The 23,188-nt window shown below is 39.7% G+C and carries 25 protein-coding genes; 16 read left to right on the top strand and 9 right to left on the bottom strand.

Translation table 11 applies throughout. The features are described from left to right. Positions 1-67: 67 nt before the first annotated feature. Positions 68-931 (bottom strand): urea transporter, encoded by an 864-nt coding sequence (locus OA91_RS11410; protein ID WP_063338327.1) that lies wholly within the window; start codon positions 929-931, stop codon positions 68-70. A gap of 233 nt (positions 932-1,164) precedes the next feature. Between OA91_RS11410 and OA91_RS11405 the strand changes: the two genes are divergently transcribed. Further along, positions 1,165-1,701: a DUF924 family protein gene (locus OA91_RS11405; RefSeq protein ID WP_063338326.1), complete on the top strand. Its 537-nt coding sequence runs from the start codon at positions 1,165-1,167 to the stop codon at positions 1,699-1,701. A gap of 7 nt (positions 1,702-1,708) precedes the next feature. On the opposite strand, the gene OA91_RS11400 is transcribed toward OA91_RS11405, so the two are convergent. Further along, positions 1,709-2,464, bottom strand: coding sequence for a substrate-binding periplasmic protein (locus OA91_RS11400; protein WP_063338325.1), 756 nt, complete (start codon positions 2,462-2,464; stop codon positions 1,709-1,711). A gap of 179 nt (positions 2,465-2,643) precedes the next feature. Between OA91_RS11400 and OA91_RS11395 the strand changes: the two genes are divergently transcribed. The 3 genes from OA91_RS11395 to OA91_RS11385 all read left to right on the top strand — a co-directional run bounded on the left by OA91_RS11395 (position 2,644) and on the right by OA91_RS11385 (position 5,551). Beyond that, positions 2,644-3,516 carry a LysR family transcriptional regulator gene (locus OA91_RS11395; RefSeq protein WP_063338324.1) on the top strand — a complete coding sequence of 291 codons (873 nt, stop codon included), beginning with the start codon at positions 2,644-2,646 and terminating at the stop codon, positions 3,514-3,516. Between the two features lie 57 nt (positions 3,517-3,573). Next, the gene (lhgO, locus tag OA91_RS11390) at positions 3,574-4,833 is read left to right on the top strand and encodes an L-2-hydroxyglutarate oxidase (RefSeq protein WP_063338323.1); all 1,260 of its coding nucleotides are present in this window, start codon (positions 3,574-3,576) and stop codon (positions 4,831-4,833) included. 151 nt (positions 4,834-4,984) lie between these two features. After that, positions 4,985-5,551 carry a pesticin C-terminus-like muramidase gene (locus tag OA91_RS11385; RefSeq protein ID WP_063338322.1) on the top strand — a complete coding sequence of 189 codons (567 nt, stop codon included), beginning with the start codon at positions 4,985-4,987 and terminating at the stop codon, positions 5,549-5,551. 13 nt (positions 5,552-5,564) lie between these two features. Here OA91_RS11385 and OA91_RS11380 read toward each other — a convergent pair whose 3' ends face one another. Next, positions 5,565-6,299, bottom strand: coding sequence for an SGNH/GDSL hydrolase family protein (locus tag OA91_RS11380; RefSeq protein ID WP_063338321.1), 735 nt, complete (start codon positions 6,297-6,299; stop codon positions 5,565-5,567). A 166-nt stretch (positions 6,300-6,465) separates the two neighbouring features. Here OA91_RS11380 and OA91_RS11375 point away from each other — a divergent pair, with 166 nt between their 5' ends. After that, positions 6,466-7,365: a DNA ligase gene (locus tag OA91_RS11375; RefSeq protein WP_082827904.1), complete on the top strand. Its 900-nt coding sequence runs from the start codon at positions 6,466-6,468 to the stop codon at positions 7,363-7,365. Between the two features lie 75 nt (positions 7,366-7,440). On the opposite strand, the gene OA91_RS11370 is transcribed toward OA91_RS11375, so the two are convergent. Both OA91_RS11370 and gorA read right to left on the bottom strand, forming a co-directional pair. Then, positions 7,441-8,685 carry an MDR family MFS transporter gene (locus OA91_RS11370; protein ID WP_063338385.1) on the bottom strand — a complete coding sequence of 415 codons (1,245 nt, stop codon included), beginning with the start codon at positions 8,683-8,685 and terminating at the stop codon, positions 7,441-7,443. A gap of 238 nt (positions 8,686-8,923) precedes the next feature. Next, positions 8,924-10,294, bottom strand: a complete 1,371-nt coding sequence (gene gorA, locus OA91_RS11365) for a glutathione-disulfide reductase (RefSeq protein ID WP_063338320.1) — start codon at positions 10,292-10,294, stop codon at positions 8,924-8,926. A gap of 316 nt (positions 10,295-10,610) precedes the next feature. On the opposite strand from gorA, the gene xthA reads away from it, so the two are divergent. Both xthA and OA91_RS11355 read left to right on the top strand, forming a co-directional pair. Further along, positions 10,611-11,435 carry an exodeoxyribonuclease III gene (gene xthA / locus OA91_RS11360; protein ID WP_063338319.1) on the top strand — a complete coding sequence of 275 codons (825 nt, stop codon included), beginning with the start codon at positions 10,611-10,613 and terminating at the stop codon, positions 11,433-11,435. A 163-nt stretch (positions 11,436-11,598) separates the two neighbouring features. Next, a complete protein-coding gene (locus tag OA91_RS11355; protein WP_046019131.1) occupies positions 11,599-11,937 on the top strand; it encodes an ArsR/SmtB family transcription factor in 339 nt (112 codons plus the stop codon). Positions 11,938-12,021: 84 nt separating this feature from the next. On the opposite strand, the gene OA91_RS11350 is transcribed toward OA91_RS11355, so the two are convergent. From OA91_RS11350 to OA91_RS11340, 3 genes are all read right to left on the bottom strand, one after another. Next, positions 12,022-12,855 (bottom strand): MOSC domain-containing protein, encoded by an 834-nt coding sequence (locus tag OA91_RS11350; RefSeq protein ID WP_063338318.1) that lies wholly within the window; start codon positions 12,853-12,855, stop codon positions 12,022-12,024. Between the two features lie 114 nt (positions 12,856-12,969). After that, the gene (locus OA91_RS11345; RefSeq protein WP_231870358.1) at positions 12,970-13,482 is read right to left on the bottom strand and encodes a DUF6691 family protein; all 513 of its coding nucleotides are present in this window, start codon (positions 13,480-13,482) and stop codon (positions 12,970-12,972) included. 1 nt (position 13,483) lies between these two features. Beyond that, entirely contained in the window at positions 13,484-13,921 is a 438-nt protein-coding gene (locus OA91_RS11340) for a YeeE/YedE family protein (protein WP_063338317.1), read from the bottom strand. A 189-nt stretch (positions 13,922-14,110) separates the two neighbouring features. Between OA91_RS11340 and OA91_RS11335 the strand changes: the two genes are divergently transcribed. Then, positions 14,111-14,584 carry a DUF6942 family protein gene (locus tag OA91_RS11335; protein WP_063338316.1) on the top strand — a complete coding sequence of 158 codons (474 nt, stop codon included), beginning with the start codon at positions 14,111-14,113 and terminating at the stop codon, positions 14,582-14,584. 11 nt (positions 14,585-14,595) lie between these two features. Next, complete coding sequence (locus tag OA91_RS11330; protein WP_063338315.1) at positions 14,596-15,045, top strand: tellurite resistance TerB family protein; 450 nt, start codon at positions 14,596-14,598, stop codon at positions 15,043-15,045. Between the two features lie 134 nt (positions 15,046-15,179). Here the strand turns inward: OA91_RS11330 and OA91_RS11325 are convergent, their stop codons facing one another. Continuing rightward, the gene (locus OA91_RS11325; protein WP_046019125.1) at positions 15,180-15,764 is read right to left on the bottom strand and encodes a superoxide dismutase; all 585 of its coding nucleotides are present in this window, start codon (positions 15,762-15,764) and stop codon (positions 15,180-15,182) included. A gap of 152 nt (positions 15,765-15,916) precedes the next feature. Here OA91_RS11325 and OA91_RS11320 point away from each other — a divergent pair, with 152 nt between their 5' ends. The 7 genes from OA91_RS11320 (at position 15,917) to OA91_RS11290 (ending at position 23,025) form a co-directional block, all read left to right on the top strand. After that, a complete protein-coding gene (locus tag OA91_RS11320; protein WP_063338314.1) occupies positions 15,917-16,954 on the top strand; it encodes a hypothetical protein in 1,038 nt (345 codons plus the stop codon). A gap of 171 nt (positions 16,955-17,125) precedes the next feature. Further along, on the top strand, positions 17,126-18,523 hold the full coding sequence (gene trhP / locus OA91_RS11315; protein WP_063338313.1) for a prephenate-dependent tRNA uridine(34) hydroxylase TrhP: 1,398 nt from the start codon (positions 17,126-17,128) through the stop codon (positions 18,521-18,523). Between the two features lie 252 nt (positions 18,524-18,775). Further along, on the top strand, positions 18,776-19,684 hold the full coding sequence (cysD, locus tag OA91_RS11310; protein WP_046019122.1) for a sulfate adenylyltransferase subunit CysD: 909 nt from the start codon (positions 18,776-18,778) through the stop codon (positions 19,682-19,684). A 10-nt stretch (positions 19,685-19,694) separates the two neighbouring features. Next, positions 19,695-21,308, top strand: a complete 1,614-nt coding sequence (gene cysN / locus OA91_RS11305; protein ID WP_046019121.1) for a sulfate adenylyltransferase subunit CysN — start codon at positions 19,695-19,697, stop codon at positions 21,306-21,308. 137 nt (positions 21,309-21,445) lie between these two features. Further along, positions 21,446-21,934, top strand: coding sequence for a WbuC family cupin fold metalloprotein (locus tag OA91_RS11300; protein WP_063338312.1), 489 nt, complete (start codon positions 21,446-21,448; stop codon positions 21,932-21,934). Positions 21,935-22,009: 75 nt separating this feature from the next. Further along, on the top strand, positions 22,010-22,402 hold the full coding sequence (locus OA91_RS11295; protein ID WP_046019119.1) for a nuclear transport factor 2 family protein: 393 nt from the start codon (positions 22,010-22,012) through the stop codon (positions 22,400-22,402). Positions 22,403-22,515: 113 nt separating this feature from the next. Next, positions 22,516-23,025, top strand: coding sequence for a GNAT family N-acetyltransferase (locus tag OA91_RS11290; RefSeq protein WP_082827903.1), 510 nt, complete (start codon positions 22,516-22,518; stop codon positions 23,023-23,025). The last annotated feature ends 163 nt before the right edge of the window (positions 23,026-23,188 follow it).

The raw sequence follows: 23,188 nt of genomic DNA, 5'->3' as shown, positions 1-23,188 counted from the left end.
GCTTTCTAGGGAAGTAATTCGGTTTACCCTTACTTCCCTAGATTCTTATTTAGTCGGCGATTTAAGCTTAAAGAGTGAGCTGAGGAAAAATAGGTCGGTACAATATCTTTAACCCATAAATAATCCATACAGAAAGGACAAATGGTGCAGTTAAAGCGGGTAAGTCTACAAAGCTAAAGGCATGGGTAATTAATACACTCAAGCAGGTACCAAGAGTCATCATTATTAGCTTAGATTTACATTTCTCGACTAATGCTATGCACACTAATACAGCGTTGTAACTATAAATACCTTGCTCAATACCATCCTGAGATAACCCCAGACTTAATGCAAAAATGACACTTAAAGCTGATGCGAATACTGTCCACATGGCCATTTTATGGGAGTGGATAGCGATAGCAATGACGCAGAATATACTGGCTATAAGGCTATCTAGAAAAACAACTTGTCCTAAACCTTTAATACTCGTGAATGAGTCAATACTCATACCTGATGTGTCGATAATAAGGCTAACTGGAGCAAGGTTTAGGTAGGAACTTAGTAGTATGACTAACCAAGCAGTAAGGATATAAGGGCTAGTATAAGGAGGGATTTTCGTCCCTAAAAGAGTGCTTATTTTATCTGTAATAAGCGTGCTGAAAATACTGGCAAGGACTATGATGGCACAAGTTGTAAGGCTGAATTCATAGAATGTTAGAATCGCCATGCCAAGCAAAGCAGGGTTATAACCAAATAAGCCTAAATCAATTTTATGCTTATCTAATTTCATCAAACTTGCCGTGACCACACCTGTCGTTGCCCCTAGAAGGCAGCCAACTAATAAGCTGGGTGAAAATAAGGCAAGTGTGATGACTATTACAAAACCAATAACAGGATTACTCAGTAAAAAAATTTGGCTAAGCCCATGTAAGTACGAAACTGAATACCGCATGCTTGACTTTATCCTCTTACTGATACGAGACGCTGTTAATAATTCGGGCATGCTAACTGAAAATTAACTGAATAATAAGTATCTTTATTGCTAAATATGAAATTAAAATTTCACATCTTGGTTTTTAGAATAATTGGTACAAACTTGTTTTAGTTAGATAGTATTAGGGGATCTGTCGTAATTAGAGCGGTTTTAATTTAAAAAGTGCGATATAGAAATAAGAGGACAAGGGCATGAGTTACCAGTCAGTATTGGATTTTTGGTTCAAAGAATTGTCAGCGAAACAATGGTTTGCCAAAGATGATGATTTAGATAAAGCCATTAGCGAGCGCTTTTCAGTATTACACCACCAAGCAAGCGTGGGTGAGCTAAGCCATTGGCGAAATACCCCAAAATCGGCTTTAGCAGAAATTATAGTATTGGATCAATTCTCGCGAAATATGTTTCGAGGAACGCCTAAATCATTTGCTTTTGACAGCTTAGCCTTAGTTTTAGCGCAAGAGGCAATCAGGCGTGGGGACTATAAAGAGTACGAACCTGAAGAATTTAATTTTATGATGATGCCCTTTATGCATAGTGAATCAGCTTTAGTTCATGAAGAGGCGTCAACTTACTTTCAATTATCTAATAATGAAAATATGAAAGAATATGAACAAAAGCATCTGGACATTATTAACCTCTTTGGTCGTTATCCCCATAGAAACGAAATTTTAGGTCGTGAATCTAGCCAAGAGGAACTCGACTTTTTAGTGGATAACCCAGGCTTCTAAAATGCTTTTATAACCCCCATTTCACAATGATTTTTGAGTAGGCCTCTGATTGTTTGAAATCAATTAGAGCCTGCCTAAGCTTTCTAATTAAAGCATCAGATGTTGTTAGGCTTGCTGCTAAGTAATATCCTTCTTGAGAAATCTCATCTAACTTAAAGACGTTTTGAATCCAATTGTCAGGCTTATCACCATATGAGGTAACGACGTGATTCATAACGGCATTTGGCATAGGCCAAAGATCTATTCGGCCTTGCTTTAACTGTTTATAGTGTTGCTGGTAAGTGTTTTCGCCACTGAGTCGCTTTAGGTTCACAAAATCAAATCCCTTGGTTAATAGGAATGTTTCCCTAGCATCTTTATAAGTGGTTCCTATTGTGAAGGGCTTCATGTCTTCAAGCGTATTTATTTTAATGTCTGTTCGGCTTTTAAGGGCAAATACGGATTGATTAGCAGGAACTAAAATACCGACCCATTTAAATAATTCTTCTCTACTTTTACGACGACTAATAGAAAAAATAAATGCGTTTTTCTTGCTTTGGCTGATATGCATAGAGCGGGCCCAAGGAAAGCTTTTAATTTCATACTCCTGTTCAGTGATTTGCATGATGGCTTCTACTACTTCGGTTGAAGCGCCAATAAATTTCCCTTTATCTGTGTAGTTAAAAGGGGGAAATTCTTCACTATAAAGAGTGATGGGGGCTGCCACTAGAGGAGGAGTTAAGAGAATTAACAACAAGGCAATACTGAACTGGTTAAATAACATAAGCGGCCTCAGTAAAGGATACAGGGTATAACTTACTTTTTAGCTTAGCAGGTTTCGTCAAATTTTAAGGTCAAGCGAATACAGAAAAAGTTTAATTTGTTATTATTAACAAGGTATTACACTCTATTCTTGGGCTTATAGCAGCAGATTGATAAGGTGGGTTTGATAGTGGTGAGTCTATGAATATTAATGATATGTTAGTTTTTGCTGAAGTGGTCGCTAAAGGTGGTTTTACTGCAGCTGGCGAGTCGCTTAATAAGCCTAAATCCAACATAAGTCGTACGGTAACGCGGTTAGAAGAGAGTCTGGGAGTGACGCTTTTGCAAAGAACCACGCGTAAACATACCTTGACTGAAGTTGGCCAAATCTATTACCAGCATTGCTTGAGAATTAAAGAAGAGTTGGAATCTGCCCAATACTCTCTAGAAACACTGACACAAACACCAAGAGGCACATTAAGAGTGAGTGCTTCTGTGGCAGTTGGGCAGAACTTGATAGCGCCTTTAATGACAGGCTTTATGGAAGCCTATCCTGAAGTGAGTGTAGATTTTCGCCTGATTAATCGTCGTGTTGACGCAATAGATGAAAACTTTGATATTCTCATTCGCGTCGGAGAGTTAGCCGATTCAAATTTGGTGGCCAGTTCTCTGTGTTGCCGCCATCTGAATTATTATGCTGCCCCTGAATATTTAGCCGGCAAGCCCGAACCTCACATTGCAAATTTACATGACTTTCAATTGCTGCATATGAATAGTCTGAATAACCCTCCCTTGTGGCTTTTTGAAAATCAAGATCAAGAGTTCGAATTTAACTTTAAACCGAGTTTTGAATCGGATGATTTTAGTGTAATAAGACAGGTTCTGATAGATGGATTTGGAGTCGGACAATTACCAGATTATATGGCGGAAACCTATGTGGAAGATGGCAAGCTCGTTCGCGTTTTACCTAATTGGCATGGACCTCAGGTTGCATTACATTCATTGGTTCCAAGTCGCAAAGGTATTACGCCAAAAGTCAGGGCGTTTTTAGATTACATAAAAGAGCGTGTTTAAACCGACTTGATTTTCAAAGCAAGCTTAAGACTAAAATTTAACTATAGAGCATAAAATATGAGCCAAATTGAAACCCCAATCTATGACATTTCTATTTTAGGTGGCGGCATTGTGGGGCTATCAACGGCTTGGCAATTGCAACAAGCTTATCCAGATAAAATAATAGTCCTGATTGAAAAAGAAGCTGAATTTGGTTTGCACCAAACAGGGCACAATAGTGGGGTGATTCATGCAGGTGTGTATTATCAGCCAGGTAGCTTAAAAGCGCAGTTCTGTAAGCAAGGGGCAGCTGCCACTAAAACTTTTTGTGCAGAACACAAGATTGACTTTGATGTGTGTGGCAAACTTTTGGTTGCCACGAATGCCTTAGAGCTCTCACGACTAGAAGCATTAAAACTGCGATGTGATGAAAATGAAATTCCTATTCAATGGTTAGACCAGCCTGCTTTAAGAGCTGAAGAGCCTAATATTAAAGGGCTTGCGGCGATTTTAGTTAAAGATACAGGTATCGTAAATTATCAAAAAATATGTGAAAAACTCGCTCAACTCTTTACCGGATTAGGTGGCATTCTAATGACTTCAGGTGAAGTTATAGGGTTGAAAGAAACAAATGACGCTGTGCATATTGAAATAGATCAATCTGGTGCTAAACAGGCTCCCACAAAAAGCTGGATTACTAGCCAGTTTGTAGTGGCTTGTACCGGCTTGATGGCTGATAGAACCACAAAAATGTTGGGTATAAAAACCGATTTTCAAATCATACCTTTTAGGGGGGAGTATTACCGCCTGAATGCCAAGCATGATCAAATTGTGAAGCATCTCATTTATCCTGTGCCAGACCCAGAGCTTCCTTTTTTAGGTGTGCATCTTACTCGTATGATAGATGGCTCAGTGACAGTGGGGCCAAATGCAGTACAAGGGTGGAAACGAGAAGGTTATGGCAAGCTTAACTTTAGTTTGAAAGATGTTTGGCAAATGGTGTTATTCAAAGGCTTTTGGCGTTTGTTAGCTCAACATTGGAAAACGGGTTTAAAAGAAACTCGCAACTCTTGGTTTAAGCAAGGCTATTTAAAGGAAGTTCAAAAGTACTGTGACCAAATCAATCTAGATGACTTAGAAAGCTATCCAGCGGGGATAAGAGCGCAAGCCGTTATGCAAGATGGTAGCTTGGTACATGACTTTTTATTTGCCCAATCTAAACGCTCCCTACATGTCTGCAATGCGCCTTCTCCGGCAGCTACTTCTGCATTTCCGATAGGTAAGTACATTATTGAAAAGCTGGAAGGGCTGGTGGAAGCTAATCAAACTAAAAAATAAAGGTATCAAGATGAAGGGTATAATGAGTTTATACCCTTTAACAGCTTCTAACTCAGTCGGTTTTTTAACGTAATTTTTAATCGATTTTTCATATTTTCAAACACTCTTACCAAGTTAACGTTAGTTTCCATCTAATGCCAAGGAAACTATCATGTCAGACTCCGACTTCTCACAATCAAAAATTGATTTTACCTTTATTTCGAAGCTTGAAGGTTCAAGTAATAAGGGCTATGTACCTGATCCAAAAACCAGTAAATCAGGCGTCACCATAGGGTCTGGCTTTGATATTGGCCAGCGTACTCAAGCAGAACTAAAGCAGGCTTTCACTGGTGACCTATGCAAAAAACTACTGCCTTATGCTGATAAGATTAAACAAAATGCCTGTGATGTACTGGCAGAATATCCGCTTACGGTTACGACTGAAGAGGTGGACTGCATTAATGAATTCAGCCATAAAAATGCACAGTTTAATTTAATTAGAGAATGGCGAGCTGCTGATACTTATGCTGACTTCGATGCGCTATCTTCTCAGTGCCAAACGGTTATTGCTTCTGTGTCGTTTCAATATGGCAGTCTTAGATTAAAAACCCCTAATTTTTGGCGTCAAGTAACGTCAGGGGATTGGCAAGCAGCATGCAAAAACTTGCGTAACTTTGGTGATAAATATCCTAGTCGACGTAATAAAGAAGCGGACCTTCTAGAAACTTGGCTATCTTAGTAACCAAATTAATTTAGAGTTTTGGCTTTATTTTGAGAGCTTCTAGAATACTGTGACTAATTTGTTCTGCCCAAACTTGATATCCCGCCTGGTTTGGATGGTAGCCATCAATTGCCATCCACTTGGGTTGAATGGGTAGGCTTGCCTCAATAAAAGTCCAGTTTGAGCTAAGGCATAGTTTCTTTAAACATAGGTCGAGTAATTGAGACCTTAAACCAATAAAGCGGTTTAAAGGGAAGGGAAGCGCTGGAAACAGTGCCATGTCTGGTACTTGAGTAAAAAATACCTGACTATTTGGACCAGAAAACTTATCGACGCATTGCTTTAACTGCATCCGCCAGTTTTTTGTCGAAGTAAACTTGGTTGTATCATTCACACCGACAGTAATTAATAAAATATCAGGATTAATTAAGTCAGAGCTAAGTTGATTCAATTGAGATAGGGTTGCACCATTTTTAGCTAGAATATGCCAATTAATAGAGCCTGTATGAACTTGGTTGAGCCTATCGATAATGCCCTTGGTTAACCCTTGTTCGAGTTTATTAACACCAACACCTGCTACAGTACTTTCCCCTATATGCAATATATTTAAACTGGCATTTGGGGAGTGAGAGACTTGCTTTCCATCTGCAATGGGTAAGCGCAGAGTATTCGCTTTTACCTTTTTTGCTTGAAAGATAATGAGAGGTAATAAGGGAATGAATCCTATTAAGCGAATAAAATAGTTAAGACTTTGTCGGTTAGTCACTGGGTATCCCTATCATTTGTATCTAAAACAGTGCTTCTATTGATACCAAGCTATTAAGTTGACTCAGACATTCATCTAATGATGAAGACTCGTGTACACTTTCTTTGTCCGCTAGGAAGGCAGACATACTTTAGCTAATTTTTTAAGCAAATGACAAGGAGTCTTTATGTTGCTTAGGTATTTAACAGATTTAACCTCTCTTATATTTAACCTCATCTCAAGAGCACAAATCTTGTGTGCTTTAACCTGCTTAGCTTTATTTTCCCCGCTTCTAAAAGCTGAATTGCCAGTGCAATTAGTGAGTGTTTATCAATCAAATATTCATCTTGAAGATTATCTTGTTAGTGAAAAATTTGATGGTGTGAGGGCAATCTGGCGAGAGGGTAAATTAGTCACGAAAAATGGTAATCCAATTCATGCACCAACTTGGTTTATAGAGGCCTTGCCTGATGTTTGGTTAGATGGTGAGCTATGGTCTAAGCGACAAGATTTTGAATTTGTTGCTTCTACCGTATTAAGTAAGAAGGTAAATCAAGAAGCATGGAAAAAGATCACCTATAAAGTGTTTGATATGCCTGATTACCAATCGCCCTTTGAAGTAAGGGCCAAAGCTTATACGGCTTTACTCAATGAGTTAAATACTGATTTTATCAAGCCTATTGAGCAAATCACTATAAAAGATAATGATGCTTTAAGTGAGATGTTAAAGGACTACACAAAAAGAGGGGCTGAAGGGCTTATTTTACATAGAAAGCAGGCAAAATTTGCGTCTGGTCGAAGTGATAATGTCCTCAAACTTAAACCTTATCAAGAGTCACAAGCGAGAGTGAAGGCGTACGTGCCTGGTAATGGAAAATACCAAGGACAAACAGGCGCTTTAGTCGTGCTTTGGCAAGAAAATCATGACAGCCCAATAATACGTTTTAAGATTGGTTCAGGCTTAAGTGATGAGGAGCGAATTGCTCCTCCAGAATTGGGTAGTCTGATTCGTTTTAAGTATCATGGCTTAACTAAAAATCAGATCCCAAGGTTCGCAAGTTATATCGGCTTAGTTAGACCTCAATAATGGCGATGCCTATGCGTTTTAAAGTTAAAATTCATAGGCATTTAAAATCATTATTTGAAGGCGAGTGACGTATCACTATGATGGTCTGGTTTGCGCCAGTTTTTGTGCTTGGTAATAGATGACAATAATGGCTAATACGCACAAGAGACAAACCACAAATAGGCTAACTTTAGCCTGTAGGCTTAATAACCATCCACCCACTAAAGGGCCAGTTGCAAAACCAATGGAATACAATGAGGCGGCTCCGAAATAACTACCTTTCAGGTGCGCAGGAGCGAGACGGTCAATTTGCACACTCAAAGTCGGAAATGCAATTACTTCCCCAATACTCAAAAATAGCGTGCCAAGCACCCAACCATAGGCATAATCTTCAGGGGTAAAAATAAAGATTATTTGCGCCACTCCCATTAAACCTACACCTAAACGGGTTCTGAAAAAGACATTTTTCTTTTCCAATAAGGCCAATAGGGGAAACTGAAGCAAAATCACGGTGCAGGTGTTAACGACTACAAGAATGCCAATCCATTTAACGGCATCTTCTAAGCCGCTTCTGGCTAATACTTGAGGAATCGACGACTCAATATGGGAATAGACAAACATCAGTAGTATGTTTGCAATCAAGAGGCCCATGAAAAGCTTGTCATTAGCAATTACCATAAACACTTTACGAAAGCGTATGACGGATTCATGGCTTGGGGGCAGGGTAACCCTACTAAAGTGAAAACCAAGCCCCAGCATAAGTGCGTAAACAAAGTAGGTCACACCCGTAACATAAAACAAAGCTTGAGGCTGTGATAAGGCTAAACTGATGCCGAGAAGTGGGCCGATTGCACCGCCAGCATTGAGAATGAAATAGCGCATATTTAAGGCTAATTCTCTGTCTTTCTCTGATTCTAGGTTATCACTGATGACGGCTTTACCCGGCGCTTCAATCGTAGGTCTCATGAGACCTGCAAAAATCATTAAGGCAGCCAGTTGCCAGAGTTCATTTGCACCGCCAATGCCATAATAAATCAAACCCGCAAAAATACAGCCAATTAGCATGATGAGTTTGCGGCCTAACTTGTCAGATAAGTAGCCAACATAAAGACCAAATACCGAGGCAACGGCAGCAGACACAGCAAAGATCAAACCTATTTGAGCTTCGCTTGCATGATAATCATCGAACAAAACAACAATAAGAAAAGGCCAAGCCATAAAATAGCTAGTACGGGCTAAAAAAGTACCGAATAGAATGAGCCAAACAATGGTAGGAAAGCGTTTTATGCGTTCGAGTTTAAACAGTGAATCTGATGTTTTGGTTTGTGAGCTTATGGTCATACTTGTATAAAAATACAAACATCAAAGCATAGGGAAAGCGTTTATATTCATCCTTAATGTTGATACGAGAAAGTCTCGATTGCCGATAATTGGCAAGGTCTAGTCCGTTTAGCTTAAAGAGTGTCGAAGGGGTCTTAAGCTGAATAATGAGGGACAAGATTAGCTTAGATAAAAGCTTGAATCCAGAGGAAATAATCAGAGCAAGAATAAAGTCTCCTGCTCTGATTAAAAAGTTTGACTAGCGTTTTTTGAGAGAACCTTCAGAAAAGGTAACAAACTCTTCAGCAGTAGAAGGGTGTACGCCAACTGTTGCATCAAAGTCTGCTTTGGTTGCGCCTGCTTTAATCGCAATACCCAAACCTTGAATAATCTCACCTGCATAGTCACCAACCATGTGGCAACCAATGACTTTATCATTGCTGTTGTCTACCAAAAGCTTAGTTAAGCAGCGAGCATCAGAGCCACTTAAAGTATGCTTCATCGCTCTGAAGTCACCTTGGTAAACTCTAAAATCAATACCACGAGCTTCTGCTTCCTGTTCACTTAAACCAACGGTACCAATAGGCGGCTGGCTGAACACGGCAGTAGGGATATTGTCATAGTCGTACTCTTCACTTGTTCCTTCAAACCAGTACTGGATAAGTGCCATGGCTTCACCAATAGCAACAGGGGTTAGCTGCACACGGTTTATCACATCACCTAGAGCGAATACATTTGAGGTAGATGTTTCAAAGTTTTTATTAACCTTAATCGCGCCTTTATCTAGTTCAATACCAGCCGCTTCTAAATTCAAACCATCTGTATAAGGTACACGACCTGTGGCGTATAGAATCAAATCAAAGCTCTCTTCACGGCCGTCTTTAAAGGTAACGATTCGAGCACCGTCAACTTGGTTAGCATCAGCTAAACACATACTTTGAATATCTGTGTTTAATCTTAGATCGACACCGGATTTGATATATTCATTGCTAGCAAAATCACGAACATCTTGATCAAAGCCTCTTAGGACTTGATCACCACGATAAGCTAGGCTGGTATCCACTCCAAAGCCATTTAGTATGCCTGCAAATTCTACGGCGATATAACCACCGCCAACAACAAGGGCTTTCTTAGGGAGTTTGTCTAGGTAGAACATCTCGTTAGAGCTAACGGCAAGCTCAGCACCTTCAATCTCGGGGATATAAGGCTTAGCGCCAACAGCTATCAGGATCTTTTCTGCTGTGTAAGTTTGGCCATCGACTTCTACTGTGTGTGCATCAACAAACTTAGCGTAACCATTGATGATTTCAACACCTGCTTTGGTTAGCATGTTTTGGTAAATGCCATTCAGTCTTTCTATTTCTTTAGTTTTATTATCTCTTAATGTTGGCCAATCAAATGTCGCTTCTTGCTTAGACCAACCAAAGCCTTCTGCTTCACTAAAGCCGTGGCCATATTCAGCGCCATATACAAATAGCTTTTTTGGGACACAACCTATATTAACGCAAGTACCGCCTAAGGCACTGGCTTCAGCAACGGCGACTTTATACCCTTTACCTGCTGCTATACGGCTCGCTCTGACACCACCTGACCCTGCACCTATGACAAACAAGTCATACTGATAAGACATAATGTTAACTCCATGAAATTGCAGAAATTTAATTTTAAAATGATTCTAACAGTGGACTCTAATCTATGCCAAAAGAATCGAACTATTAAAGTGATAGGGATTGCCTTAAGTACCTTCAATGGTTTTTTTAATATTAAGCACAAAATACGGCCTAGTTTGATACTTTTCCCTCCAGCCTGAATAGTCAGACTGAGGAAAGGTGATTTAATTCCAAGCATTTTAATAAAGCGGATAATTTTATTTTAAGCTATGGTCTTTGCTGTTACTCGCCTGCTAAGCTGGGTATCATGAACACAACCCAATACTAGGATTTGTTATGAAAATTGTTTCTTTTAACATCAACGGCTTAAGAGCACGCCCCCATCAAATTGAAGAACTGGTAAAGAGCCAATCTCCCGATATTATTGGCCTTCAAGAAATCAAAGTTCACGATGAAGTTTTCCCACATGAAATTCCGCAAAGCATTGGTTATCACGCCTATTATTATGGTCAAAAGTCTCACTATGGTGTGGCTATCTTCTCAAAAGAAGAGGCTGTGAAAGTTGAATATGGTTTTCCAAACGATGAAGAAGATGCTCAAAGGCGCATGATCATCGCCACTTACAAGACAGATAAAGGCTTGCTGAAAGTTATAAATGGCTATTTTCCACAGGGTGAAAACATAGAGCACGAAACTAAGTTTCCTGCTAAGCAAAAGTTTTATGCAGACCTTATGGATTACTTAGAAAGTCATATTGGTGATGAAGAAGTCATCGTGATGGGCGACATTAATATTTCTCCAACTGATTTAGACATAGGTATCGGGCCGCAAAATGCAAAACGTTGGCTTAAAACGGGTAAATGCAGTTTCCAGCCGATAGAGCGTGAGTGGTATGCAAAACTAGAAAATTGGGGATTAACCGATACATACCGTCATTTGAACCCAGGCAAAACTGATAGATATTCTTGGTTTGATTACCGCTCAAAAGGGTTTGATGATGAACCAAAACGAGGCTTGAGAATTGATGTCATTATGGCGACAAAAACGCTTATGACAAGCTTAAAAGATGCGGATGTTAACTATGATTTAAGGGCAATGGAGAAGCCTTCTGACCACGCACCAATATGGACCGACTTTAATATCGAGGTTTTAGCTAAATAAAAACTTTACACTAAAATTAAACCCATCTGGTTGATCTTGTTGAATAAAATTTTCTTTGTGGGTTTATAATCTTGAGTGTAAGGACAGTGTAAAAGTACCTAGCCAAGCACTTTAGCCGCGTGTAACATGGTGGTTACAAAAAGTAACGGGTTAGAGAGTGGTTATGCTAGCGAGTAATATATTTTTTCCTGAACTTTTAGCGCATACAGGTCAGGCTGCAAGCCTACTTAAAGCTATCAGTAACGAACATAGGCTGATGATCTTATGCACATTACAGTCAGGTGAATTGTCGGTTGGCGCTTTGAATAAAAGTGTTAGCTTAAGCCAATCTGCTTTGTCTCAGCATTTAGCCGTACTTCGTAAAGATAATTTGGTTGCAACAAGAAGGGATTCTCAAACAATCTATTATACGATTGCGGATGAGAGAGTCTTGGTGTTGATGCAGACACTGCAGACTATGTTTAGTCAGCCTGAAGAAAAAAGAGAAATGGAACTATCTTAGATTGTTAATTTAAGTTTTTGTTTTAACTGTAATTAACTTAAGTGTTACTTAAAAATATAAGTAACACTTAAGTTATTATCCTCCTTAAAGCGTGTTATAAACTTCTGCGTCTCGGTACTCTAAAACCTCTAAAGTATCGCCTGCTTTAATATTTCCTTCATTCATTGCGACGATATTCATGCCAAAAGTAGGGCCTTTATCTTTGCCTTCCTTCTTTAGAAAACGAAAGTTTTTAAGGCTCTTAAAGGGCTCGCCTTGGCTATTAAACTCACCTGTTTCTGGGTCTACGGTTGTGAGCGTACAACGGACACAAGGTTTCACCGTTTCAAAAATAACCTCACCAATTTTAAACCTTGCCCAAGTGTCTTCTGCAAAAGCATCACAATCATCAATAATCAGATTAGCTCTAAACTGAGCGATATTCACTTTTTCGGGGCAAACTGCTTGTAATGCTTCTAAAGAGGCTTTTGAGGTAATTAAGAAAGGATAGCCATCAGCAAAAGCAACAGGTTTGTCAGGTCTATTGCCAGTAACTCTCTCAGATTGCTCACCGAAATACACTAGTTCAACCTCTTTACCAATAATTTGACTGAACCAGTTGTTATAGTCTTGGCCGCAGATTTGAGCAGAAACTTGTGTTCCCCAAATCTTGACTGACTTATAGTCAGCGGCAAAATTACTTTGATCTAGCCTAATGCTTTTATCTTGATAACTAAGAGACAGAAGCCCTTGTGAATCATAGAGGGCGTGGATTTGAGTTAAAATAGGGTACTTTCTAGCGGTCACAAAGTTGCCATTGGCTAGGACTAACATATAACGTCGATCATCGAATAAACCGCTTTGTTTCACTTGGCTTGTCTCTAGCGAGATGCCGGCTATAGATTTAACTGGGTAGATATGAATCGAGTCGAGTTTCATTTGCTAAGTTCCATCAATTAAAAAATGCGAAAGTCCCAATGATTCAAATTCACTTATCAGTAATTTGAATCAAATTAGTAGAATAGGGATGGTAAGAAAAATAAAGGATTGCTGCTAGGTTTTTCTCATTGTTGATATTGCTTGGAAGGCAAAACTTCCTATTAACATGGAAGAAAGAAAATACACACCTTCCATTGGGTTGTTTACTAGAGCGGTTAAAGCAGGACCTGGACAGTAACCCGCAAGACCCCAGCCAATTCCAAATAAAATAGCACCGAATATTAAAGGTTTATCTAAGGCGAGCTTGCTTGGTAGTCGCCAAATTGATGTAAATTTAGGCTTTGTCATCTTATTCTTAATCGCGTAGGCCAAAACGCCAACCGAAATTGCCGACACCATGACAAAAATAAGGTCTGGATTCCAACTCGCATTTTTACTAAAAGAGCTATCTTGAGTAAAAATAGCGCTAACATCGAGAAAACTTAATACCGCATTTGGGTTTGCCATCTCGGATATTGCAAGGCCTGCTCCAAATAAAATACCTATTAACAAGTGCATAAGAATGTGAAAGATAGGAGATGACTTGTCTTGATTAGAAACCATATTGCTTTTCATACTATTGCTCATATTAGGCTCCTATTTGAAAAAGTCGGCTAGTCACATAAACGGTTATTATGGCACTAACCATAAATGTCATTGTAGCTACGATAGAGCGTGAAGATCCTCTTGAAATACCACACACACCATGACCACTGGTACAGCCATTCCCCATTCGGGTGCCAAAACCGACAATCAAGCCAGCAATGATGAGAAGAAGAGGGGAACGATCATTTGGCATCACAAATTGAGGTTCAAAAAATACCCCATAGCTACTGCCACCTATTAATGTGCCAATTAGAATCATGGCGAGATAAAATTTATTAGTGCCTTGTTCTTTGCTTTTATTAAAAGCAGTCTGATTAATTAAGCCACTAACACCTAATACACGGCCATATAAAAGTAGGTAGAGCAGAGCTGCAAAACCGATTAAAACACCACCGATAACACCTGAATTAATAAATTTCATATTCCAATCCAATATAAGCTTATAATTTATTGCTATATTGTTTTATGAAACGACTTCACTGTCAAGCTCCACCTTAGGTGTTAACTTGTATCAATCAAGGAACTTTTGTGTAAATCAAAATGCTATTATAGGCATGTCTTAAATCATGGCTTTTTTGCAGTATGATGTTTAAAGGAGAGAAGAAAAAACGTGTTTAGTTTGGGGTGTGCTTACGGGCTTGCAAAAACAGTGTTTATTTTACCAACGCCACCTAAAGGTGATTATCTAGTTGGCTCTAATGGCCATTTAAACCGGCCGTCTGTGGCAGATATTATTGCTCAGGATGGTAATCATTGGCGTAAGATTCTCACTATTATGGCGAAGCTGACGGCAGCTAAAATAGATTGGCGTGAATACAGAGACACTAGACTGATACAAGAAAGCGAGTGCATTTTATTTCAAATGCCAGAAAATTTTGATCAGGATAAAATTTATTATGTTTGCGGTGGTCAAATGCAGTCGACACTAAAAGAGAGTAGAGACTTTATTCAAGTCGATGAAAAAGGTCTTTTGAAAGTCGATCAAAACCTAATTTTCTGTCCCTATCCTGATTATCGACAATTTCCAAATAAATTGATTGATTTGAATTTAGCCTATTTGAATCAAGCCTTAGAAAATAAATAAATGGAGAAAGTATGTTAGCTGCATTTAAAAAAATCATTGAGCAATTTCAAGATCCAGAAGAAGCGGTAGAAGCTGTGTCTTACCAGCAAGCGGTTGCGGCACTGCTTATTGAAGTCATGTTGGCCGATGAGAAAATTGAAGAAACTGAAAAGCAGCAAGTTTTAAAGTTAATAGAGAAAGAAACCGGACTAGAGCAAGTTGAGCAACTCTACCTTGACATGAAACAATCCGTTGAATCAGCTAATGATATGTTCCAATTTACTAATGCTATTAATGAGCATGCAGGTAAGGAAGAGAAAGAAGCGCTAGTAGGTGCTCTCTGGCGTGTTGCTTATGCTGATGGCGTGTTAGATGAATATGAAGACTATCGCATCAGACGTATCTGTGAACTTTTATATGTGCCTCATTCCGTTTTTATTCAGACTAAATTAGCTGCTAAAGCCGCGAAAGACACTGAATAAAGCCTAAGGTAAGACTTTTAGACATAAAAAAACGCGATTCAGACTGGGTTTGAATCGCGTTTTTATTTGCTTTAAATTGACTTAAGTGTTTCCACAAACCCTTAAGCCAAGACTTAAAACAAAACTAACTGATTTTATGCAGCAAAGTTAGCAGCAGCAAAATCCCAGTTAGCTAGCGCCCAGAAACCTTTTAGGTAATCAGGACGAACGTTACGGTAGTCGATGTAGTAAGCGTGTTCCCAAAGGTCAACAGTCAATAGCGCTGTGTAACCGTCAGTAGAAGGAGTACCAGCATTGCTAGTGTTAACAATGTCTAATTCGCCTTCAGCTGTTTTTACCAACCAAGTCCAGCTAGAACCGAAGTTGTTAACTGCTTTGTCGTTGAATGCTGCTTGGAACTCTTCGAAAGAACCCCATTTAGCGTTGATTGCGTCAGCTAGTGCGCCTGCTGGTTGACCGCCACCTTGTGGGCTTAGGCTGTTCCAGAAGAAAGTGTGGTTCCAGATTTGTGCTGCATTGTTGAATACAGGACCAGCTGGAGCTGATGCAATAATGTCTTCTAGGCTTTTGCCTTCAAACTCAGAACCAGGAACAAGACCATTTAATTTAACAACATAAGTGTTATGGTGTTTGCCGTGGTGGAAGTCCAATGTTTCCGCTGACATGTGAGGCTCTAGAGCATCTTTTGCGTATGGTAGAGCTGGTAATTCAAACGCCATTTCTTTTCTCCTGCGATTTCATATTGAAAAATGCTTGTTATCAAGCAGTTAATGGTGCATATATAATAGCACCGAAGAATTGAAGATAATATTCCTTCAATTTGTGTGGTTATCCTTTTTTTCATTCAAAACAAGGGCTCAGTAAGAATTCAATGCCAAGACAAGATGATGATGTAGAAATTCCAAGCCTTACCTTGGACCAAGATGAAGTCAGTGACCGTCGTACTAATCAGTCCACAACGAAGAGACGATTGGCTCCTGCTTCGACTAAAGCTAAACTCTTAAATGAGGCAAAAGCACAACCCCAAGTGCAATATAAAAAGCCTAGTTTAATTGGGGTGTACCTGCTGTTATTTTTATTTGTTGGTGCTGCCTGCGCTGCTGGTTTTTGGGTCTGGCAAGACAACCAAAGACTAAAATCTGAGCTCGCTGCTACCAATACTCAACTAACTAACTTAGATCATCAACTGTTAGCGGCAGATGTGTCTGCCAATGAACAAGACTTGACGGTTGCAGAGACGTTAAAGAATCACAACAGTGAAATTCGTAAATTATGGGGTGTGTCTTATGACACTAACCGTAAGGCAATAAAAGCCAATACCACGAATGTGGCTAGTATAGATAAAAAGCAATCTAATTTACGTGAATCCCTTGCAACACAAGGCAAACTTGTTGCGGTTCAAGGTGAAGCCGTCAATGACATAGAAGCAAATTACCATAAATTGTTAGGTAATTTGAATCAAGTCGAGCAGGATAGCCAAACCCGTGCATTTGAAATTGACGCTATGCGTGAAGAGCAAGATGTTACTGGGCAAACCTTATCTAAGATGGGTGATGAAACCGCAAGTTTGATTGTGAAAGTGGAGCAGCAAAATGGTCAAATTGATGATTTGCTCAACACAATAAAAACAATGCAAACCAATAACCAAAGTGTGTCTAATCAGGTTAAATCTTTAACAGATACATTAGCGAAGATTGAAGCAAGCATTAGCCAAATTGATGAGAAAGTAGAAGGTTTACGCAGTGCTAAACCAGATATGCCAGCTAACCTGAAAGCTCAGTTGGATGACCATCAAGAGGCCATCAATGCTATTGATGCCTTTAGAATTCAAGTGAATGGCAAACTTAACCGAATCGATACCCAAGTTAATCAAATCATGTTGGAGCAACAACTGAGCGCTGAGCCATAAAATTGAGCTATTTATAAGCGCAATTTATCTCACAATATGGAATTGATAATTTCAAAATTTTGATTCAAATCAAAAAAAGGTCGACTAAGTCGGCCTTTTTTTTGATTTTGCTTTTCCCCTTAAGTCACTCGATTAAAATGCGCCCATTTTTAAAATCGACGTGAATGACTTATGACAGAACTACTTTCTCCAGCGGGTACCCTAAAAAATATGCGTTATGCTTTTGCCTACGGGGCAGATGCAGTATATGCAGGCCAACCTAGATACAGCCTAAGGGTGAGAAATAATGACTTTGATATGGCTAATCTCGCAACGGGTATAGAAGAAGCCCATGCACAAGGTAAAAAACTGTATGTCGCCAGTAACATTGCCCCTCATAACTCAAAAATTAAAACTTATCTAAGAGACATTGAGCCTGTTATCGAAATGGGCCCTGATGCCCTTATCATGTCTGACCCTGGCATGATGATGCTGATTAAAGAAAAGTGGCCCGATCAAGAGTTACATCTTTCTGTTCAAGCCAATGCAGTAAACTGGGCAACGGTTAAGTTCTGGCATGACTATGGACTTAAGCGCGTCATTTTATCCCGTGAATTATCTCTCGATGAAATAGCAGAGATACGTGCAAAAGTACCTGATATGGAGATTGAAACCTTTGTTCATGGTTCTTTGTGTATTGCTTACTCTGGTCGCTGCCTATTATCTGGTTATTTTAACCGACGAGACCCGAACCAAGGCTCATGCACTAACTCCTGTCGTTGGCAATATGATGTTAAAGATGCCAAAGAAGAACTGTCAGGTGACATAGTGCCGGCTGATGGTAGTCATTTGTACGAACAGGCTAAAAAAGAAGCGCAAATGTTTGATCCTTCAGGTTTTGATCAGCTGGCGCTAGGGGAAAATGACGACTTTAAAACCACATTAGGTGAGGGTAAGCCTTATGATGATGTGGTTTTATTGCGTGAGCAAGGCCGAGAAGGTGAGTACATGCCAGCGTTTGAAGATGAGCATGGCACCTACATTATGAACTCTCGTGATCTTAGAGCGATTCAGCATGTGGAAAAATTGATTGAAATGGGCGTGCATTCATTAAAAATTGAAGGTCGTACCAAGTCTCATTTTTATGCCGCACGTACTGCTCAGCTTTATCGCCAAGCGATTGATGATGCAACTCATGGTCGCGCATTTGATATGAGCCTCATGGATAGGCTAGAAGGCTTAGCTAACAGAGGTTATACAGAAGGCTTTTACCGTCGTCATGTGCATGATAAATATCAGAACTATCAACATGGTAACTCCCAATCGACAAAGCAGCAGTTCGTCGCAGAGATGAAAGGTTGGCACAATGGCATGTTAACCTTGGATGTGAAAAACCGCTTTAAAGTCGGTGATAGCGTGGAACTCATTACGCCAAAAGGCTCAAGGACTATCTTTATCAATACCATGTTGAATAAAAGAGGTGAGAGCGTAACTGTTGCACCTGGCTCTGGTCATGTTGTGAGCATACCTTGTGAGAGTGAACCTGCTGATATTGAGTACGGTTTAGTCATGCGTAATCTACCGAATTAAAGATTCTTTTTTTAATAAATTTCTTATTGGAAAATCAAACCTTTAGAATGAACTTCATAGGCTCAGCTTATGTAGTTCATTTTAAATATGTATATGTATAAATGTTCTATAAAAACACCTGCTTATAACTTTTTTTGAAAATAGCTTGCCTGTATAGTATCTCTCAAATGCCGAATCCATTCACTTTTAACGACTTTGAATTGTTAAAGATTTGAAGGGTTTAAAAGTCGGACACAACTGAGATAGGAAATTATGAACGAGGCGAGACTCACTCATTTAAAGCAGCTTGAGGCTGAAAGTATCCATATCATTCGTGAAGTGGCTGCTGAATTTGATAACCCTGTAATGTTGTATTCAGTAGGTAAAGACTCTGCTGTAATGCTGCATTTGGCTATGAAAGCCTTCTACCCAGGTAAACCACCATTCCCACTAATGCATGTGGACACAGATTGGAAGTTTAAAGAAATGATTAGCTTCCGTGATGAAATGGTTGCGAAATTAGGTCTTGAACTCCTAGTCCATAAAAATCCAGAAGGGATAGCACAGGGGATTGGTCCTTTCACTCACGGTAGTGCTAAACACACCGATGTGATGAAAACCCAAGGTTTGAAACAAGCATTAGACAAGTACGGCTTTGATGCTGCATTTGGTGGTGCGCGTCGTGACGAAGAGAAGTCACGAGCAAAAGAACGTGTTTACTCATTCCGTGACAAACAGCACCGTTGGGACCCTAAAAACCAGCGTCCTGAGTTATGGAACATTTATAACGGTAAAGTGAATAAAGGCGAAAGCATCCGAGTTTTCCCTCTATCTAACTGGACCGAGTTGGACATCTGGCAATATATCTACCTAGAAAGTATTCCAATTGTTCCTCTTTATTTCGCTAAACCACGTCCAGTGGTAGAGCGTGATGGCACCATGATCATGGTTGATGATGATCGTATGCCACTTAAAGAGGGTGAAGTACCTGAAATGAAATCTGTACGTTTCCGTACCTTGGGTTGCTACCCATTGACCGGTGCTGTGGATTCTGAAGCGGCGACCTTGCCTGAAATTATTCAGGAAATGCTACTGACAAAAAGTTCAGAGCGTCAAGGGCGAGTGATCGACCATGACTCAGCAGGGTCAATGGAAGAGAAGAAAAAACAAGGTTATTTCTAGGAGTTAGAGAATGTCGCACCAGTCAGAATTGATCAGCCAAGATATTCTTGGTTACTTAAAGCAGCATGAAGAAAAAGACATGTTGCGTTTGTTAACTTGCGGTAACGTTGATGATGGTAAAAGTACCCTAATCGGACGTCTATTGCATGACTCAAAACTTATTTTTGAAGATCACCTAGAAGCCGTAAAACGTGACAGTAAAAAGTCAGGTACTCAAGGTGAAGAAGTTGATTTAGCGCTTTTGGTAGATGGCTTACAAGCTGAGCGTGAGCAAGGTATTACTATTGATGTTGCTTATCGTTATTTCTCAACAGAGAAACGTAAGTTCATCATTGCTGACACACCAGGGCATGAACAATATACACGTAACATGGCTACAGGTGCATCTACTTGTGACCTAGCTATCATCTTGATTGATGCCCGTTACGGTGTACAAACACAAACACGTCGTCATAGTTATATTGCGGCATTGTTAGGTATTAAACACCTAGTGGTAGCTGTTAACAAAATGGACTTAGTCGACTTCTCTGAAGACAAGTTCAACGAAATTAAAGCTGAATACCTAGCTTTTACTGAGCAACTAGGTAACCGTGCCAGCGAAGATATTCGCTTTGTGCCATTATCAGCGCTTCGTGGTGATAACGTTGTAAATGAATCAAGCAGCACACCTTGGTACACAGGTGGCGCTTTGATGAACATTTTAGAAAGTGTTCAGATTGACCGTGATGTGAAGAGCAATCAATTCCGCCTTCCTGTGCAGTATGTAAACCGTCCTAACCTAGATTTCCGTGGTTTTGCCGGCACGATTGCAGCAGGTTCTGTAAAACCAGGTGATGAAATTATTGCTTTGCCATCGGGTAAAACAAGTAAAGTTGATGCGATTGTTACCTACGACGGTAACCTAGATGAGGCAGGTGCAGGCGAAGCTGTTACCATCACACTAGAAGATGAAATCGATATCAGTCGTGGTGACATGCTTGCTCACGTAGGTAGTGAACCGCTAATGGCAAGCACATTAAGAGCTTCCATAGTGTGGATGGCAGATCACCCACTAGTACCGGGTAAATTGTATGACTTTAAACTAGGTACACAAACTGTACCGGGTAAAGTGCATCACTTTAACCACAGAGTAGATGTAAATACGCTTGAGCACAGTGAGATCGAATCACTAGAGCTAAATGGTATTGGTGATTGCATCATTCAATTTGATGCACCCGTTGCTTTCGATCAGTATCAAGATAGCCGCCTAACCGGCGCCTTGATCATAATCGATCGCCTATCTAACGTGACGGTTGGTGCCGGCATGGTAGAAGAGAAGGTTGCTGATATTGATGAAGATTCAGATGTAACCGCAGAAGATAGAGCAGCACGCTTAGGTCAAAAGCCAGCTGTCATTGCTTTATCAGAAGAAGCATTTGGTCAAGCTAAAGCGCTGGAGCGTGCATTACTTCGCCAAGGTATTGTTGCTCTTGCAAAAGCGGACGTAAGCCAAGCAGAAGCTGATCTTGTACGTGCAACAGGGGTTACCTTGCTAACGAATGATGAGAGCCATGCGGATTCTGAAATCTCAGAAACTAAAGTTGAAGAGATAGTAGAACGTGTTATTGAAAGTGTTCGCTTGTAATACTGGTATGTAAATACTTATCAATATTAAAAAATCCCAGCCAAGTGCTGGGATTTTTTTTGCCTAATGATTAAGATGGCTGCCGTAAAATTCATTACTAATCCCAAAAATGATTGAAGCTGCGAACAGGAAAAAAAATGAAAAAACTGGATGATGTGCTATTCCAAGAATTAATTGAAAAAGCTGAACAAAGCGAACGTAAACGCTCACATCATTGTTTTCATACCGAGCACTCAGACCCAGTTCAGCGTATGTGTATAGGTTTAAAAAAAGGCACCTATGTTAGACCGCATTTTCATGGACAAACAAACAAATGGGAAATGCTACTCGTGCTTAAAGGGCAAATGGCTTTAGTCGTCTTCGATCAAGCGGGTAACGTCATTGAAAAGCTAAGCTTGAGTCCTAATCAGCCTATTATGGGGACAGAGTTTCCTGAAAACACTTGGCACAGTATTTATCCAGAAACAGAAGATGTGATTATTCTAGAGTTAAAACCTGGCCCTTTTACGCCTGCTCAAGAATCTGACTTCGCTGCTTGGGCGCCGAAAGAAGGCGAGCAAGGTGTTAGCGAATTTATGGCTTGGTTAGAAAGTGCAAAACTAGGTCAGCGTTATTTAGCGGATTAGTTATAAGTTTTCATTCAGTTTATTTCTGAGCTAGTCTTAGGCGTTATTAGTTTAAGGCTAGGGAAGGAAGTTTAGATGCAGAATGAAATGAAAAGAGATCTGATAGTTCGCTACTTACAAGCTTATAATTGCTTTGACCTAGATGGCATGGTGCATACTTTGTCGCAAAACATAGAAATCGAAAATATTCGTAAAGGTCATACAGAATCCAAAACTAAGGGAATAGAGGCATTTAGCGAATTAGTGAGTAAAGCTGCTCTGGTTTACAGTGAGAGAAGCCAAACGATCCTCGAGCTAGAGGAGGTTGGTCAAATGGTCTGCATCAATGTTGAGTACAAGGCTACTTTAGCCGCTGATCTTTTTATGAATAATACGGACCTGAAAAAAGGCGAGACAGTGGTATTTAATAGTCGCTGTGAATTCTTTTTCGAAGAAGACAAAATCTGTCGTATCCGAGATATTTGTTAGCCTCATAACCTTTTACTCATAGTCTGAATTTACCCATATATAATGATCGAATTTCATACGTTTTCTGATCAAGGCAATAGAAAAAACCTTCAAACGCCTAAAGGATATTGTGCGTGATTTTAATTGATACCCCAAGACTACAAATGCGCGAGTTTACCCTTGCCGATAAAGAAGCCGTTCTTGACTTTGCTAGTTGTAAAAAAGTCACTCAATACACGGGAGATGCCGGTATGGTGAAAAGTCTTGATGATGCTGCCATGGTTATTAGAGATGTCTGGATGGCTGAGTACGAAAGGTATGGTTACGGTCGTTATGCTCTTATTCATAAAGAAGATAATAAAGTCATTGGCTTTTGTGGCGTGAAGTTTGATAAAAGACTGAATGCCCCAGATATAGGCTATCGATTGTTACCTCAATATTGGGGGCAGGGGTTAGCAACAGAAGCCGTTACCGCAGCATTAAAATATGCAAGAGATGCCCTTAAACTAGATAGGATCATTGCTGTAGCCGTTGATGAAAATGTCGCTTCCAATAAAATTCTGCATAAACTTGGCTTTAACAAAATTGACTCTTACATAGATGAAGGGTTTCGCATTTATCGATATGAGTCTCTCTCCAGCTAAATTCTCCAGCTAAATAATGTACCCTAATAGATTTTAAAGAGGCTAAGTTTAAATCCATTATTAAAGGGTGAAATTATGAGGTATTCCTTTATTAGAGTATTTAAAATTAACTAAACACCTCATCTAAACCCGTTAACCTTATTCATCTCCCCAATGAAAAGGT

Origin of the sequence: Marinomonas sp. SBI8L (assembly GCF_001624705.1) — a bacterium.
Taxonomy (GTDB): Bacteria; Pseudomonadota; Gammaproteobacteria; order Pseudomonadales; family Marinomonadaceae; genus Marinomonas.
The sequence above is the reverse complement of the archived record's forward strand: the minus strand, read 5'-3'. Positions and strand labels throughout refer to the sequence as shown.